The sequence below is a fragment of the Salinicoccus sesuvii genome, assembly GCF_042648145.1.
GTDB lineage: Bacteria > Bacillota > Bacilli > Staphylococcales > Salinicoccaceae > Salinicoccus > Salinicoccus sesuvii.
In genome coordinates this window covers 406,124-421,748 of sequence record NZ_JBHRWV010000001.1, presented here as the reverse complement: position 1 = coordinate 421,748, position 15,625 = coordinate 406,124, and the positions used below count along the sequence as shown (strand labels likewise).

General features: G+C 44.7%; 17 protein-coding genes and 1 riboswitch. Of the genes, 5 read left to right on the top strand and 12 right to left on the bottom strand.

The genetic code is table 11. The features are described 5' to 3' along the window. Positions 1 to 139: 139 nt before the first annotated feature. From ACFOJ8_RS02055 to ACFOJ8_RS02025, 7 genes are all read right to left on the bottom strand, one after another. Positions 140 to 667, bottom strand: coding sequence for a chromate transporter (locus tag ACFOJ8_RS02055; protein WP_380651994.1), 528 nt, complete (start codon positions 665 to 667; stop codon positions 140 to 142). After that, complete coding sequence (locus tag ACFOJ8_RS02050) at positions 664 to 1,200, bottom strand: chromate transporter (protein WP_380651991.1); 537 nt, start codon at positions 1,198 to 1,200, stop codon at positions 664 to 666. The genes ACFOJ8_RS02055 and ACFOJ8_RS02050 overlap by 4 nt, the downstream gene beginning before the upstream one ends. A gap of 9 nt (positions 1,201 to 1,209) precedes the next feature. After that, positions 1,210 to 2,799, bottom strand: a complete 1,590-nt coding sequence (locus ACFOJ8_RS02045) for a gamma-glutamyltransferase family protein (RefSeq protein WP_380651988.1) — start codon at positions 2,797 to 2,799, stop codon at positions 1,210 to 1,212. 75 nt (positions 2,800 to 2,874) lie between these two features. Beyond that, positions 2,875 to 3,903, bottom strand: a complete 1,029-nt coding sequence (locus tag ACFOJ8_RS02040) for an SEC-C metal-binding domain-containing protein (protein ID WP_380651985.1) — start codon at positions 3,901 to 3,903, stop codon at positions 2,875 to 2,877. Positions 3,904 to 3,971: 68 nt separating this feature from the next. Continuing rightward, positions 3,972 to 4,895: an AEC family transporter gene (locus tag ACFOJ8_RS02035; RefSeq protein ID WP_380651982.1), complete on the bottom strand. Its 924-nt coding sequence runs from the start codon at positions 4,893 to 4,895 to the stop codon at positions 3,972 to 3,974. 14 nt (positions 4,896 to 4,909) lie between these two features. Then, entirely contained in the window at positions 4,910 to 5,197 is a 288-nt protein-coding gene (locus tag ACFOJ8_RS02030; protein ID WP_380651979.1) for an AzlD domain-containing protein, read from the bottom strand. After that, positions 5,194 to 5,880 (bottom strand): AzlC family ABC transporter permease, encoded by a 687-nt coding sequence (locus ACFOJ8_RS02025; RefSeq protein WP_380651976.1) that lies wholly within the window; start codon positions 5,878 to 5,880, stop codon positions 5,194 to 5,196. The genes ACFOJ8_RS02030 and ACFOJ8_RS02025 overlap by 4 nt, the downstream gene beginning before the upstream one ends. Positions 5,881 to 5,959: 79 nt before the next feature. Here ACFOJ8_RS02025 and ACFOJ8_RS02020 point away from each other — a divergent pair, with 79 nt between their 5' ends. Next, the gene (locus tag ACFOJ8_RS02020) at positions 5,960 to 6,814 is read left to right on the top strand and encodes an HAD-IIB family hydrolase (RefSeq protein WP_380659875.1); all 855 of its coding nucleotides are present in this window, start codon (positions 5,960 to 5,962) and stop codon (positions 6,812 to 6,814) included. On the opposite strand, the gene ACFOJ8_RS02015 is transcribed toward ACFOJ8_RS02020, so the two are convergent. Further along, positions 6,815 to 7,420: an alpha/beta hydrolase gene (locus ACFOJ8_RS02015; protein WP_380651970.1), complete on the bottom strand. Its 606-nt coding sequence runs from the start codon at positions 7,418 to 7,420 to the stop codon at positions 6,815 to 6,817. 77 nt (positions 7,421 to 7,497) lie between these two features. Between ACFOJ8_RS02015 and ACFOJ8_RS02010 the strand changes: the two genes are divergently transcribed. Beyond that, positions 7,498 to 8,424, top strand: a complete 927-nt coding sequence (locus tag ACFOJ8_RS02010) for a VOC family protein (protein WP_380651967.1) — start codon at positions 7,498 to 7,500, stop codon at positions 8,422 to 8,424. A 51-nt stretch (positions 8,425 to 8,475) separates the two neighbouring features. Here ACFOJ8_RS02010 and ACFOJ8_RS02005 read toward each other — a convergent pair whose 3' ends face one another. The 4 genes from ACFOJ8_RS02005 to ACFOJ8_RS01990 form a co-directional block, all read right to left on the bottom strand. Further along, complete coding sequence (locus ACFOJ8_RS02005; protein WP_380651964.1) at positions 8,476 to 9,423, bottom strand: ATP-grasp domain-containing protein; 948 nt, start codon at positions 9,421 to 9,423, stop codon at positions 8,476 to 8,478. 20 nt (positions 9,424 to 9,443) lie between these two features. Beyond that, positions 9,444 to 10,490 carry an LLM class flavin-dependent oxidoreductase gene (locus ACFOJ8_RS02000; RefSeq protein WP_380651961.1) on the bottom strand — a complete coding sequence of 349 codons (1,047 nt, stop codon included), beginning with the start codon at positions 10,488 to 10,490 and terminating at the stop codon, positions 9,444 to 9,446. 77 nt (positions 10,491 to 10,567) lie between these two features. Then, positions 10,568 to 10,670, bottom strand: a riboswitch (SAM riboswitch). Between the two features lie 93 nt (positions 10,671 to 10,763). Then, a complete protein-coding gene (locus ACFOJ8_RS01995) occupies positions 10,764 to 11,363 on the bottom strand; it encodes a response regulator transcription factor (RefSeq protein ID WP_380651959.1) in 600 nt (199 codons plus the stop codon). Continuing rightward, the gene (locus ACFOJ8_RS01990; RefSeq protein ID WP_380651956.1) at positions 11,360 to 12,391 is read right to left on the bottom strand and encodes a sensor histidine kinase; all 1,032 of its coding nucleotides are present in this window, start codon (positions 12,389 to 12,391) and stop codon (positions 11,360 to 11,362) included. The genes ACFOJ8_RS01995 and ACFOJ8_RS01990 overlap by 4 nt, the downstream gene beginning before the upstream one ends. A gap of 127 nt (positions 12,392 to 12,518) precedes the next feature. Between ACFOJ8_RS01990 and ACFOJ8_RS01985 the strand changes: the two genes are divergently transcribed. The 3 genes from ACFOJ8_RS01985 to ACFOJ8_RS01975 are packed head-to-tail and all read left to right on the top strand — an operon-like array spanning position 12,519 to position 15,623. Then, positions 12,519 to 13,448 (top strand): ABC transporter ATP-binding protein, encoded by a 930-nt coding sequence (locus ACFOJ8_RS01985; RefSeq protein ID WP_380651953.1) that lies wholly within the window; start codon positions 12,519 to 12,521, stop codon positions 13,446 to 13,448. Then, complete coding sequence (locus ACFOJ8_RS01980) at positions 13,448 to 14,506, top strand: ABC transporter permease (RefSeq protein WP_380651950.1); 1,059 nt, start codon at positions 13,448 to 13,450, stop codon at positions 14,504 to 14,506. The genes ACFOJ8_RS01985 and ACFOJ8_RS01980 overlap by 1 nt, the downstream gene beginning before the upstream one ends. After that, a complete protein-coding gene (locus ACFOJ8_RS01975; protein WP_380651947.1) occupies positions 14,493 to 15,623 on the top strand; it encodes an ABC transporter permease in 1,131 nt (376 codons plus the stop codon). The genes ACFOJ8_RS01980 and ACFOJ8_RS01975 overlap by 14 nt, the downstream gene beginning before the upstream one ends. The last annotated feature ends 2 nt before the right edge of the window (positions 15,624 to 15,625 follow it).

Here is a 15,625-nt window from a genome sequence, read left to right as displayed (position 1 = left end):
GAGCCTATATCCGATTTTCATGTATGTTTTACTCACGTAAAGAACGTCCAACCATATTCGGTTGGACGCTCTTTATTAAATGTGGAATTAAAATTCAATATAGTACCGGATATGATTTCTTTTTATTCTTGTATTGTCACTATAGCAATAGTGCACCGTACACCAGTCCGAAAATAATGACCAGTGCAGGATGGACTTTGAACTTAGTCAGCATCAGTAGACTGGCGACAGATAGTATAATTGTGTGCACCACTCCTGAGTCGATATAGGAGTTGCTGAAAAAATCGAAAGCGATGACACCAAGAAGTATCGCAATAACCGGACGGATCAGAGTCGTCAATGTATCGAACTTCTTCGTGCCTTTAAGTTTATACAATAAACCGGCAAGAAAGACCATAAGTAACAGTGATGGTAGAACGGTTGCTGTAACTGCCACTATAGCACCAACCACTCCTCCGACTTCAAAGCCAATAAACCCGGCCATTTTAGTGGCAATGGGGCCAGGAAGTGCGTTCCCAAGAGCCAATACTTCCGCAAATTCCTGCGAAGTCATCCATTCGTAGTTCTGCACTACTTCCTGTTCAACTAGTGGAATCGATGCCGGACCCCCACCGTAACCTAGAACGCCAGGGATAAAGAAGGCGAGGAAGATCTTCAGGTAGATCATACACGTCTCTCCTTCCTGAGAAGACTGAACGCAACAATCAACAGAATGATGATGGCAGGATGCACATTAAGTACTGCCAACAGCCCGAAGGCGATAAGTGTAAAGAGAATTAGAAAACGCCATGTCGTCCTGGCCTTTGCTTTAGTCAAGAATTCATAGGTCATTATGAAAAGCATCACACCGACCACTGGCATAACACCGTGACTCATCCCCTGCACCCAGCCGAGATCCTTGAACTCGGTAAAGAGGTTGAGCAGTATGATCATCAATATAATTGTCGGAAGAATGGTAGCGAAAACGGCATTGACCATTCCAAGCCACCCTTTTTGCAGATGTCCAATATAACCACCAAGTTTGGTGATGATGGGACCTGGAAGCACATTACCGATGGCAAGTGCATCCTGGAACTCGTCATCAGTCATCCACTTATAAGTGTCCACTACCTCTTTATGTACGAGAGGGATGGAAGACGGACCGCCTCCATACCCCAGCATACCCACTTTGAAAAATACCCAAAAAATTTTGAAATGCATTGCTTTCTCCTAATATATAGATATTGAACCATCTGTCCGAGATTCTGTACCACCGATTAGGGCACCGTTTTCTCCACGGATGATAGCTTGGCCGCGACCGAAACTATTCGGTTCGAGATTGACGTTGATTTTATGTCCACGTCTCGCAAGTGCACGGGCGTGATCAAAATCGAAGCGATCTTCGACATCGATTTCCATTCCGGACTTGAACTGCCACCTTGGCGCATCCAGTGCACTTTGTGGGTTCATTCCATAGTCAATCAAATTCATCGCCACCTGCAGATGACCTTGGGGCTGCATGAAAGCGCCCATCACTCCAAATGGTCCGACAGGTTGTCCTGATTTGGTTATAAAGCCTGGGATAATTGTGTGGAATGGCTTTTTACCTCCCCCGACATAATTGGCGTGTGTCTCATCCATTGAAAAGTTATGCCCTCTATTATGCAAAGCCATACCGGTTTTTGGGACGACGACGCCTGAGCCGAACCCCATATAATTGCTCTGGATGTAAGATACCATATTCCCTTCGTGATCTGCTGTTGCCAAGTAAACTGTCCCACCTTGTGGTAAGTCACCATGAGTTCTCAGTTCAGCCTCTTCCGTTATTTCGCTACGTCGCTGCGAGAGATAGTTCTCATTTAGAAGATCTGCTGTTTTGACCTTCATATACGCTGGGTCTGCGACATGCGTGGTCGTATCGGCAAATGCCTGCTTGATTGCTTCTATCTGATAATGATAGGTTCTATCATCCAACCTTTCAAAGGTATCATCTTTTAGCATACCAAGTGCCATAAGTGCTGTTACACCTTGTCCGTTCGGCGGAATCTCGTGGACTTCATGCCCTTTGTAGTTTATGCTGATTGGCTCCACATACTCTACTTCAAAGTCTTTGAGATCTTCGTGTGTCAATAGACCCCCTGTTTCGTTACTGTACTGCACAATACGATCAGCCAGTTCCCCTTCATATACAGTTTGGGCATTGGTATTCGCTATATCTTCGAGTGTTTCAGCATGGTGGGGCAATGTTTTTATCTCACCAGCAGATACTGTCCCGAAGACGTCGAGCCAAGGTTTGATCTCTTCGAATTCCTCTACCTGTTGGCTATAGTTCTGGTAGGCCGCTTGCCAGTATTTTGCTACAACTGGTGTGATGGCGAATCCTTCACGTGCTGCCCGGATTGCAGGGGCAAGCACTTCTTTTAATGTCAGGTTGCCAAAATCATTAATTAAACTCGCCCATGCTTTCGGAACACCCGGTACATTCACAGGCAACCAGCCGAACTTAGGCATTTCGTTGAACCCTTTTTGTTTTATTTGTTCCATGCTCAGTTGTCCTGGAGAGCGTCCGCTGGCATTCATACCGTGCAGTTTGCCGTTCATCCAGGCGATCATAAAGGCATCCCCACCTATGCCGTTGCTTGTCGGTTCCACAACTGTCAAAGTGGCAGCCGTGGCGATAGCTGCATCCATGGCATTGCCGCCCTGCTTCATTACTTCAATACCGGCGTCGGTCGCGACCGGGTGTGTTGTGGCCACGATGCCATTTTTAGCATAGACGCTGTAACGTCGATTAAGATATGGGTAACTGTAATGATTCATATGTACTCCCCTTTTTGAATATTCAAATATATATTGGTATGAAGAAATCCTGCCATCCAGCAGGACTTCTTGAATTTATCTGCCACAGCACTTCTTATATTTTTTACCGCTGCCGCATGGGCATGGATCATTTCTGCCCACTTTAACTTCGTTTACAATTGTCTGCGTCTTCAATTCAGACTCCTTGTGCCCGCGATACTTGAAGTGTCGGGTGTTTTCGACGATGCCTGCAATATTATCGAAGAATGCTTGCTGATTGTCTGCACTGCTGAATTCCACATTCAATGTCGTCAGATATTTTACAATTTCATCGCGCTTTGAAGCCTGCATGATCAGCTGCAAGAGAGAAATATAGATACTGTGGTATTTTTTGGCGGACACATCAACATTCTCTTCCACCCATGTTTTCAGTTGCTTGTGATGCTTAGACTCATCGATGTAGTTCGGGTCACTGAACTTAATGAACTTTGCAAATTCCGGCTCATAGTATGGCCGATCACCCTGGAGCTTACGTACCATTTCGTACTGATTGTAGTTCATGTCATCTATGACGATCTGCCGCTTGTCTTGGTCTATTGAGATATCGTATGGTGACTGTTCAAGAAAATTGACGAGTACAGCTGAGTCCATATCCATATCGTAATACTTCTTAAACAGGTGGATGAGCTGCTCGAAACTTACAATACCATAGAGATGCAGAGATGCACGAATAAGATTGAGCTTGCGCTGGATGACGAGCCGTTCTTCACGCATATCGTCGCTATCGACTGTCGCGAAAAGTTCAGGTACACCTTCCGCGATGAAGAAATTATCTTCCTGCGCTGGATCTTCAAAAGCATACCCCATGATATAAAGTCCGAATAAATCTTCAAGGTTGTATTTTGCCTCGGGTGCCGCGTAGGAATTTTCCCATACTCCAAAAGAACGTTCGTCAATATATTTGAAGGCATACACTGCAGTTTCCGGAGTACGCTGCTGTTCGACAATGGCATCAATCAGTTCACTTTTTTTGTATTTGGAAAAGTTTTTGACCGAAATGGTACGAGCTAGACGTTTAAGGTCGGTCATATTATAATCTTCCAGATAGGTTTTTACATTTTCCATATTAGAAAACTCCTTGTTTCTGATTCTACTTTTCATTTTACCACATCGATACTATCATTGATAAATAATCAGAAGACAGCCAGAGCAACATAGATTACAGCTGACACCGTCACCGAACTGAGCAATGTGCTCATCATAACAATTTCAGCTGCGTACTCAGGATCATCACTATACTCCTGAGCGATGATAGAGCTGTTCACTCCAGCCGGCATGGCAGATGCGATCAGTATTACCTGCGCTACGACACCCTCCATGTTGAATAACAGGAGTAATCCGAAAGCCATGGCGGGACCTAGGATGAGCCGAGTCATGGCACCGACAAACGCACTCCATCTGAGACGCTTGAATTTTATTCCTGCAATCTGGGCACCGAGAATAAACAGAACCAGCCCAATCATAGCATTTCTAATATATGAAAGACCTGTTTCAATCGGAGCAGGAACGGGCAAGTGGAAGTAGTTGAAGATGAGACCAAGCGCCAAACCGTAGAAAATCGGCATTCTAAAGTATGAAAGAAGCGCTTGTACCTTGCCCACACTCCTGGCGCTGAGTGAGAAGATGCCATAGGAGAAGGCGAACATATTCTGGAATACTACCAACATGACTTGGATGCTCATGGCGTATGGATCGCTTCTGAATACGAGATCATTCACGGGTACGCCGTAGTTTCCAGCATTATAAAAAAGATTGGCGTTGGTAAACAGCACAGTCCTGTCTTTCTGGAGATTCATAAACCGGGCAATAAACCAGCATAGGATGAAAGATAGGAAGGCATAAAGTATAAGAAAACCCGTCACACCTAACAGCAGCGAAAAATCGATAGAAGATTCGTATAGACTCATGAAGATGAAAGCCGGCATAACATAATGTATGGAAAGCTTTGCAAGTGTCGAGCGGTCGAGTTTGAACTTTAACTGGATGACGTAACCTGTGACCACAATTAGTCCGATGGGCAGAATGATGCTTGTAAAGATAAATAGGAATTCATTCATTTTGTGTCATCCTTTTATAGCATGATAATGTATATGAACACTATGGAACCGAGTACGATGAAGAAAAGCGGAACGCGAAGCAATGCCAGTGCAATCGCAAAAAGTCCACCGAATATCCCATGAATGGGGTGTTCGACTGCACTGAGGATGCCAGGGAATATAAGCACACCGAGTGCTGCGTAAGGGATGTAGTTCAAGTATGCGACGCACCATTCGGGTAGGACAAGCCAATCTACAATGAAGGCTGGGATGATCCGTGGTACGATGGTAACGGCACAAAGTGCGACAATGAGAAGAATCAATTGTATACCTCCAATCGCTCAAGTATCAGGCCAAGCAGTGCAGCAAGCAATATTGCGACAATGATGGCGACACCGGATGGAAACGATGGAATGATGCTCATTATGTAATGCAACAGCATGCCGAATACTGCGACAATACCATATTTATAATGGACTCTGACTGCTGGAATCAGCAATGCGATGAAAAGTGCGTAGAGAGCGATACCACTGGCGACGATCCATTCGTCACTCATCCATTCGCCCGCAAGATATCCGACTGCAGAGAATACTACCCAGAAAAGGTAGGCAATGATAAATGTTGCAAAATAGTTAAGAAATGTTCGCTGCTCAGCGGTACTGTTTGCGGTCACTGCGAATGATTCGTCCGTTACATAGGATGAAAGCACCAGCCGTTTCAGGAAAGATTCGTGCTTGAGGTCATAATTGACCTTGAATGCCATGACAAAATGTCTCGAATTGAGTACGAATACAGCAACCACAATGGCCAGCGCACTACTTGACGCCAGCATCTGCAAAGCGAGGAACTGGCTCGCACCTCCGTACACCATGAAGCTCATCAGTACTGTATCCAGTAGCGACATGAGCGGTTTGGCACTGATTCCAAATGCAATCGCCACAGGCAGATAACCCATTCCGATGGTCATGCCATCCATGATGGATTTTTTAAAAGCTGTTTGCCCCACAATATCCCCCCGCGATAGAATAATAGAAACATTTTAACATACCTACTGGATGCACAGTGCATCAAAAAGATAAATTGGAGTGAAAAACAGAATGAAAGCAATAGCGTTGGACATGGATGGTACGATTCTCGATCATAGTGGGAAGTTCCCAGAAAGTCTGGTGAAGACACTAGAAGAGTTGAAAAGCAGAGGGTTTCTTATTTTCTTCGCCACTGGACGGACCCCTCATGAAATCGAAAGCATCACCCCAGCTGGGTGCCCTCTAGATGGCTATGTAGCCGCCAGTGGCATGGGAATCTACATTGATGGCAGGCTTGTTGAATCTACCTCTTTTGAACCAGACTTCATAGCACGTATGGTCGAAGAGGCAAGAAGTAAGGAAATATACTATGAGATCCACACACTGGAACATTCCAGCAGGACACTCCTTCAGGATCAGGCATATGTCTTTCAAGACATTGGTCAAGAACAGCCTGGAACCATGATGGATGCTGAATACAGCTATGCCAAAGAAACGCTTCGAAGTACAACACAATGGGTCTCTAACCTGTCTTTCGAACACGTAGTGAAAATGTTCTTCTTCAGCACTAATATGAAAAAAATCAGAGATTGGTACGATTATCTCGAGAACCACAAGGACAATGCAGTATATGCTCTCTACACCACAAGCCGTCATAACGCAGAAATTATGCTCGGCGGACGGGATAAAGCGACAGGCATGGAGGTTTTGCTTGATCATTACAATATCGACTTTGCGGATGTCCATGCTATTGGTGATTCGATGAATGACCTCCCTCTATTCGAGAAGGCCGGTCGCTCCACAGCAATGAAGAATGCATCTGATGCCATCAAAGAGAAGGCGCACGATGTCACTGCGTCGACATGCGACGAAAATGGCTTGGAGCGTTATCTCAGGATGGCATATCTGAAATAGTTACGATTTCACTTTAAGGTACCAAACATGCCCCTCCATGAGTTCTTCTGAAACAATTTCGTGGCCCCCATCGGTCAGCTTGACTTCTGTCGATGCGCCTTTTTGTTCAAGTTTTTGTTTTAACTGATAGGCCTCTCCAGCGGGTGCTATCATATCACGCGCACCAGCTGTCAACAGTACCTTTCTGCCGAGCAGATTGGCCTGTTCTGATATCTGCCCTTTATAGGCCGAGTGCATCAGGATTGCACCGGCGACCGGGAGCTGGTGATTGAGTAGAAGATGCGCAGCCATGTTGGCACCATTCGAGTAGCCGATATAGATGGCCTGCTCAAGATCAAGACCGTATTCGGAAAAGAGCTGCTCCAGCAAGCCCACGATCTTTTCGCCTTCGATTCTTAAGCTCTCTTCATTATGTCCACTACCCTGGCGTTTAAAGAATCGGACTTGTCCCTCGTCGTCGACGTCGCCACGTAGGGCCAGTACATTTGCAGTTCCATCGACCATGGCGGAAACCTCAAGCAGATCCGTTTCTCTGCCCCCACTGCCATGAAAAAGTATCAATGTATTCTGTTTACCGCTATTGGATTTTATAAATAAATGTTCCACTTTCACATCCTCCTTTATTAGAGTTTACCCTATTACTATAATATACTTGAAGCAATAGCACAGAAGGGGCGATATCCATGAAAGTTAAAGGCATCCATCATGTTTCTGCCATCACTAGGGACATTCTCGACAACCACGCATTTTACACAAACACCCTTGGTCTGAGACTGGTCAAGAAGACAGTGAACCAAGACGATACAAGCATGTACCATCTATTTTATGCTGATTATGAAGGAACCCCTGGGGCGGACATCACATTTTTCGAAATCGTTAATGCGCCGAAATACCAGCCAGGTACCAACAGTATATCGAGAACCTATTTTAGGGTACCGACAAAAGAAGCACTTGATTTCTTCAAAACGCGTTTTGCTTCAGCAGGTGTCTATCACGAAGGCGTCATCGAGCAGTTTGGTAGAACCATCATGAAATTCGAAGACAATGAAAAGCAGCGGCTTGCATTGATTGTGGAACAGAGCGATGAGCATAATACTCCAAACGACCATGCTGAAATACCGATGGCATACGCCATCACTTCAATCGGTGCTGTCGAGGTAACTGTGCAGTACATCAAACCGATGGTAGAGTTCCTGCTTCTCCTCGGGGGAGAAGTGGAGGGTAGTTTTGAAGACGGTGATACTGCAGCTATAATCGATGTCGGCAACGGTAGTGTATATATTACTGAACAGCGCAACAGTCAGTTAGAGAAGGAAGGCTATGGTAGTGTCCATCATTTTTCCTTGCGCGTGGATGATGAAGAAGCGTTGCTTTCAATAAAGCAGAAAGTCGACCAGCAAAACTGGCGGAATTCAGGCATTGTCGACCGCCACTATTTCAAAGCTCTCTATATCACCGCAGTCGGTGGCATTACAGTGGAGATTTCAACAGATGGACCTGGGTTTGATGTTGATGAACCTATAGAGGCATTGGGTGAAAACCTATCCCTCCCACCAAAATTCGAAGATCAGCGTGACTTCATCGAAACATATCTGGTGCCAATCAAATAAAATATAGATAAATGCAGCCGTAAAGCACATGCTTTACGGCTGCATTCGTCATTATTTGGTTACGTACTGCGCTTCAAGCGTATGCTTAAGGAATTTTGCCAGCTCGAGCATACCGAACTGTCCGGCTTTTGCCTCCGCATCGCTGTTATAATTTGTGTTTGTATTAATATCATAGGTGTAGAGTTGACCTGCTTCATCTTGAATGAATTCGATGCCTGCCACGTTGATATCATTGTCCCTAAGAACTTCCTCATAACTCTCGAGTACAGGATGATCGAAGTCTTCTATAATGCTGAATTTGGGTACTTCAGTAGGCATACTGTCCGCCGGACAGAATAGATCTTCGATTGAACATGCATCTGCCGGACATAATTCAAACCCTTCAGAAGTGTCGACACGAACAGCATAGACGAACTCGCCCCCGACAAATTCGCACCGTGTGATGAAAGACTGCGGAGACTTGATATAGTCCTGTATCAGAGTCACTCCATCAACTGGCTCTTCGAATGCCTCACTGTCGACGTATCTCTCAAGTGCTTCAATGGAATCGAACAGTTGGACACCCAAGCCCTTTCCAGCACGGTTGTGCTTCGTAATGAAAGAGTGTCCTTCAAACTGTTTTGCGGCTTCAATTATCTGTTGTTTACCGACGGCAGCGACTGTTTTCGGTGTTTTAACACCATGCTTCTCTAGTTCTAAGTACTGAAGCACCTTGCTGACTTCAAGCTGAAGTGCGCGACTACCGTTGATGACAGTACGTCCGTGGTGCTCGAGCCATGCGAGTACGGCATTGGCAAGTTCAGGTGCATAGCGGTTTCCCCGCGTGTGGGAAGATGCGCTCATCCTGTTGTAGAAGATGCCTTCAGGCGGTGCTTTTGTGAGATCCACTGTGCCTTGGGAAAGTTGCCAGTCCTCATAAGGCAGACCGAGTTCATCGAGACGCTTAAAAAGGTGCTCTGTCCATTCAGGATTTTCATGAAGTACATATATCTTTGTCATAATCATTTCCTCCTAGTTTATTAATTTGTTACTGCCCTCAATGCTTCCACTCTCGGCATCACTTGTTTTGAGAACCGTTCAAGTTCCTCAAGCTGCGGAGAAGACTGGAGCAGTAGCAGATCCACACCAGCCGCTTCGAATTCTAGAATTCTTTTGGCAATCTGATCCGGTGTACCTACAAGGTTCGGGCGCAACCCCCTGTTGGATACGGAATAATCCTGAAGCTGAATCTGCTGCTCCAGTTCCGATTTTGATGTGAAGTCTTCGAATCCTGCATAACCCGCTGCTTCCTTGACATCGGTGATTCGCGCTAATTCAGCCTTCGCTTCCGCCTCCGTATCTCGACAGATGACATAAGCTGCCATGCCGAAGGACTGGAATGATGGTTTATCCGCCTCTGATCGACGTGCCTTCATGCCGTCGATTTTCGCTTTAGCTTCCTCTACTGTATGACCGTGCATGACGTAGGCATCACAGTGTGAGGTGATGATATCCTTCCCCTTTTCACTTTCTCCACCAGCGTATAGTTTCGGGTGAGGCTGTTGGACCGGTTTAGGTGCGAGTTTTGCATTTTCTATTTGATAGAACTTGCCCTTATAAGAGAATGTCTCCTCACGCCACATTCCTTTTAGTACATCGAGAAACTCTTCAGTCCTTGCGTACCGCTCATCATGCGCAGTAAAATCTGCGCCGTATTGACTAGCTTCACCTGCCCACCATCCGGAAACAACGTTTAGCGTAAAACGTCCATTTGAAATGCGGTCGATATTTGCTGCCATTTTCGCCGTCACTGCGGGATTGTGGAAAACAGGCCTTACAGCAGTCATGATCTCAATTTTCTCAGTCACTAACGCAAGCGCTGCTGCTGTCGTCCAAGCTTCCAAGGAGTCCGCAGAAGTCCCTTTAATATCGTTTAGATACAGCTCGGCAATAAGTGTGACGTCGTATCCCCACTGCTCTGCCGACTGCGTCACTTTTTTTGCATATTCAAATGTTGATGGCATCCCTTCATCCTCAACATTTCTGAGCCACCCGCCAAAGATCGGCATCCAGAATCCATATTTCATCTCTCCATCTCCTTCTCTATTTATAAAAACAGAAGCCCTTTTCAAATATGAAAAGAGCTTCTTGCAACATTCATCTCTTCTCATCGTCCAGGCATACACCTGATGGAATTGGCACAGTATTCAAAGAACCCGCTGCCGAAGCTTCTTCGGGCCATCTCCCTCAGCTTCTCTGGATAAGAAAACAATTCATATTAAGTTGGTAGGTTAATGGATATAATAAACCAGAAAGAATTATCTGTCAACGGAATGTGCTTCATTTTGAGTGTCACACTTTTAATTTCTGTAATAGTATACGACGAGTTGTGTGCGATCACGGAGCGCAAGTTTATTGAGCATCTGGGAGATATAGTTTCTGACGGTCCCTTCGCTCAGGAACAACTGTCCTGAAATTTCCTTGTTACTAAGCCCTTCTGCAACAAGCTCTAATATTTCGCATTCACGTTTAGATAGTACTTCCATAGCCTTGAAATGAGATTTTGTCGACATGCTTTTGACGATATCACTATCAAATACTATATTGCCAGATACTACCGCCTCAATCGCAGGAAGAATCCCCTTGAAGTTATCTTTTAATAAATATCCTTTACAGCCGATTTTTAAAGCTTCATGAATATAAGCATCATCTTTAAACGTTGTGATTAGAAGAATATTGGCATCTTTACAATGTTCAAGTATGGTTCGGCTTGCCTCAAGCCCGGTGACACCTTCCATTCTAATATCTGTCATGAGTAAGTCCGGTTGGTATTTATGATACAGTTCTACCGCTTCTTCTCCACTACTGCCTGTAGCAATAACGGTGTAGCCCGATCCTTCAAGGATTGTCGCGAGCGCATTAACCACCAGTGCATCGTCGTCAACTATGACTATGTTCATCCACTTTCTCCTTCCTTATATAATGTGACGTGGACCGTAAAACCGTCATCATAAAATGTGTTGAACAGCCCGTTGTATTTGCCGACTACTTCCCGCATAGCAGGCAATCCCATCCCTTTTTTCGCTACAGGCTGCTTTGAGCCATCGTCTTTGACTGACACTATAATGAAATCTGTTTGTTCTCTAATGGCGATTTTAATTGTTTTTCCATCGGAGTGCTTTCCGAAATTATTGAGGCACTCTTTGACAATACTCAGTATATCCGTCTTCATTTCGTGGTCGAGAGAAGAAACGATATCATAGCGGAAACGTATCTGGCATCCCTTCATTTCACTGATGTAGTCGTCGATTCTCGTTTCAAGATCGATGGAAGTCTCATACAACTGGTGAATACTCGTACGAATATCATCCATACCGTTTTTCAACCGCTTCTGTAGGAGCCCAAGCGACTGCTTTACTTTTTCTTCATCCTTTATGTACTGGAGTGATTCTATCAATAAGATGCTTGAACTGAGAGAATGTCCAAGTGCATCGTGCATTTCTCTTGCGATGCGATTGCGCTCGTTCAATTCTGCCATATGGACGTCCTTCTCACGGTTACTCAGGACCATGTTGTGCTGGCGTCTGAGTAGCAGATTGTCGCTTGTCAGTTGGTCCCTTATTCTTCTATTCTCCTGCTCGTATGAATCAAGCCTGCCTCTTAAATAGCTGATGTAGAGGACAAAACATATGATCATTAAAAGAACGGTCTGCAGATTAACGATTGGTAGGATAAGCGTGACTAATGCAATACTCCCAAAACGTACTGCTAGTACCATGGTGAGCATTGGTACATAGAATATCCATTCGGCGCTTATAAGCAGAGAGACCAAATAGATCACTGCCACAATAAGAACAATGTGACGATACTCGAATACATCCACGATAAAGAACAGGATGAAGGCAAGCAATGCAATAATCAGGCTTGGTTCATCAATAGTGATGAAATAATAGGTTGTCAAAATAAAATACAGAATCAACTTCTCCATTACGTTTACCAGTGTCCCCACCCCGAATTCATGACATTTGTCATGTACTGATATTATTCTGCACACTAACAGCAATTCTAGTAACAGTATAAACTTAAAGTAACAATCAATACAGGAGGAGTTCATTATGATACGTATGGAGAACGTTGTTAAACGGTATAGCGACCTGATCGCCTTGGACCACTTTTCTTTCAGTGCCGAGGAAGGGGAAATCATCGGTCTGCTCGGTCCAAACGGGTGCGGTAAGACTACTGCTATCAATTGTATGCTCTCGTTGCTGACTTTCGATAAGGGGGAAATAGAGATCTTCGGCCAGCAAGTCCACCCGAACAACAACACGGTCAAAAGCCGAATCGGTATCGTTCCCCAAGAACTGGCTATCTTTGAAAAGCTGAACGTTTATGAAAATATAGATTTCTACTGCGGACTTTATGTCTCCGATAGAAGAAAGCGGAAAATGCTTGTCGAAGAAGCGATTGCTTTTGTCGGGCTCGATAAGTACCGTAGATTTATTCCAAAAAAGTTAAGTGGCGGATTGAGACGGCGACTTAATATTGCCTGTGGTATTGCTCATAAGCCATCCCTCCTGTTCATGGATGAACCAACGGTCGCTGTCGACGCACAAAGTAGAAACTTCATACTGGAAGGGATACGCAAAATGAAAGGCCAGGGAACGACCATCATCTATACGACACACTACCTCGAAGAAGCGGAGCAGTTGTGTGACCGCATGGTGATCATGGACTCCGGGCGTAACATTGCGCAAGGTACGGTGCACGAACTACAGAACTCTATATCTACCCAAGAACGGATTGATGTGGGGCTAATCACCGATGATCAGACCGTGGAAACACAACTTGAGCAACTGCCGCATGTCGTAAAGGTGACAAGGAAAAACGGTAACTATGTAATCCACTTCGAAAAGCAAGAAAACAACCTAGCGCACCTGATCAAATTCATGGAGTCAAAAAATATCACCTATACCGAGCTTTCGAGCGAACGGGCCACGCTGAGTGATATCTTCCTTGAGCTCACAGGCAAGGAGCTGAGAGACTGATGGGAATTTTACGCATGATCCGATACTTAATAAGCATCAATTTCAAAGATTTCGGATACTGGTTTTGGACACTATGCTATCCGCTTCTGCTCTGCGGACTGTTCACGATGACCACAGGCAGTATGAGCGATGCAGAGATCGAAGATATATCTGTTGGTATCGAATCAGGCAATCCTACAGCTGAAGTCTTTAATACAATGGATTTCATCGTTCTTTCTGAACTTGATGAAGCACAAGCAGTAGAACAGATGAAGTCTGGTGAACTGGACGGATACGTACATGGAAATGAGCAAATCGAACTACTCGTAACTGACATAGGGATCAAGCAGACCATTATCCAATCCATTCTGGATGAGATCAATAACATCGAGATGTCTGGCATTCCTTATCAGAACTTCGATTACGAGCAAGAATACATTATACCGGACAGTCAGAACACCCAACCCGAAACTATAATGTTCTATGCATTGGTCAGTATGATCACCATTTATGGTATGTTTTCAGCAATAGAGTTCATCTCAACAATGCAACCGAACTTGAGCCATATGGGGGCAAGGTTTTCTGCAAGTCCGTACAGCAAGTGGAAGTTTATCCTCTCGAGTATTGCCAGTTCATTGCTTTTGAATATTTTCTCAAATACGATTGTACTCGTCGCCATCGCAACGTTCTACCAGATATCTCTTTTCAACGAGCTCCGACCGACTCTACTACTGTTATTCATGGCTAACCTTACTGGGATCGGAATGGGACTGCTCATTGGCCTAATCCCGCGTATCACTGCGAACATAAAAACGACCATTGCAGTGATTCTGATGATTTCTCTCTCATTTCTTGCTGGCCTCACAGGTCCCGGGGGTAAGGTGGAGATTGCAGAAAACTTACCATGGCTGAGCAGGTTCAGTCCGCTTACAAGACTGACCGATACGATGTACAGAATCAACTTCCTTGGAAATTACAGCGACTACTGGGCGACAATCGGTTTCCTGTTAACTTATACGTTGCTACTTTTCGGTGTCACACTACTTGTATTGAGGAGGAAGCAATATGACCATATTTAAAGCGATTGTCCTCCATTTCTGGAAGTATAAGTACTTGATGCTGATTTTTCTGAGCGTCTTCTTCTTATTCGCTGTCGGCTTTTCGCAAAACAGCAATAGTCAAACTTATAGCAGCGAAGCTCTCGACTTGAAAGTTGTCGATCAAAGCGACAGTGAAATCAGTAGAGGGTTCATCGACTACCTCGCTGTCGACAACAATGTCGAAGTGATGGGAGCTGAAGCCGATACGAATGAACTGGAAGAGGAGATATTCCTCGGTATCAGCGACGGCATTATCCAGATACCGCCCGATTTTGAAAGTCGACTCAATGCATCTTCACCCGCCGTCGAAGTCACCAGTGACCAAAGAGGCATGGTTCACATGCAGCTTGAAAACATAATAAACCGATTTTTTGTTTTTCTTAATGCTACAAGCTCGACTTCCGAAGAAGTTGATTTTGAACAAATGAACACAATGCCTACAGAAGGAATCACTGTAAAACTGCATGAATCAGTAGATGTGGCATCACAAAGTAACTTCATGTCTATGAGTGGATTTGTCAATTTTGCCGGCTATTGGATCATGCTCTTCCTACTCATTGTTGTCGGCAATGTCATGTCCGAGTTCAACAAGGTCGAACTCAGGCAACGGGTCAATGTTTCACCGATGCCGACAAGGTCATTGATGCTTCAGACAATTGCTGCGCAAGCCGTGATCGGATTGTTTCTCGTATGCTTCATGTTCTTTGGCGGAATTTTGTTGCGGCTGGAACACCTTGAAAATCTACCGCTCGGTAAAATGCTTGTTGCACTTTTGCTGATTACAACATTTACACTTTCCGTCCACTACGTCATCGGTGCTTTGACGACAAATAAATTCATCATAAACGGATTGGCTAATTTTCTTGCCATCGGTATGGCTTTTCTGTCCGGCATTATGATGCCACTTGAAGTGATGGGCGAAGCCGCCCAAAATATTGCCCAGTATCTGCCGCTCTATCACTTCACGCAGATCTATGCATCACCCGATATATCATGGGTTGACAGCAGTTTACCAATATTGGTTCTAATTCTTTATATAACCGCGTTTTTAATCATCGGAATGATACTTGAAAACAAAAAGAAAATCGAATCATAAAT